The 648-nt window shown below is 68.8% G+C and carries 1 protein-coding gene; it reads left to right on the top strand.

The window, feature by feature from the left end; translation table 11 throughout:
- Positions 1-110: 110 nt before the first annotated feature.
- Positions 111-293, top strand: coding sequence for a hypothetical protein (locus U9980_RS14855; protein ID WP_322755534.1), 183 nt, complete (start codon positions 111-113; stop codon positions 291-293).
- Positions 294-648: the final 355 nt, after the last annotated feature.

Here is a 648-nt window from a genome sequence, read left to right as displayed (position 1 = left end):
TCCAGACCACCTTCACCAACCAGAGCCTCGCCGCGCTGGTCCAGACCGGCACGGATGTGCAGACGGCTCTGCGGAATGCACTTCTTGCGGACCAGCAGGCGTAGCCGGCCATGTTGAGTCCGGCCGAGCTGGCGGCCCTCGGTCAGCTCGAAGAGCGGATCCGGGGCTGGGTCACCGAGCACGGTGACGATCTGATCGAGTGGGCCACCGGCCCGATCAACCTGCCGGCGCCGGGCAGCCCGATGTGGCGCGAGACCGCGCGACTGTTCTCCAGCCTGGGCGCGAGGTTCTGACCAGAAGTTCGACAGGACGGGGTGCTGAGATCAGCTACGGTGCCGACGGTGGGTCGCGGATCGAGGTCGACCCCACGGAGCTGCTGCGGTTGGCCGCCGACCAGCAGCCACCCAGGCGCACCGTGGCGTTGTAGGCGGCAGCGGATCCTCGTGTCTGCGGCGTGCCGCCTGGCGGCACGCCCGAGCTCGGAAGCGCTCAGAAGCCACTCTCTTCCGAGCTTGCTTCCGAGCCGTAAGTCTGATTCTTTCGATCCCGGTGTCCGCCCCTGGACGCGTCGGCGGTGGCTGTGTGACCTGCCAGTGCTGCCGGGCTGGCTACAGGGAGCGGACGTAGCGGCGCTTCGGGTCTCGCGGG

Source organism: Protofrankia sp. Cr1, assembly GCF_963555865.1.
Classification (GTDB): domain Bacteria; phylum Actinomycetota; class Actinomycetes; order Frankiales; family Frankiaceae; genus Protofrankia.
Note: the sequence above shows the minus strand (reverse complement) of the source record. Positions and strands in the feature narration are given on the sequence as shown.

Coding starts and splice junctions, on each gene's coding strand:
- U9980_RS14855 (WP_322755534.1), top strand. CDS start 111: ATGTTGAGTCCGGCCGAGCTGGCGGCCCTCGGTCAGCTCGAAGAGCGG.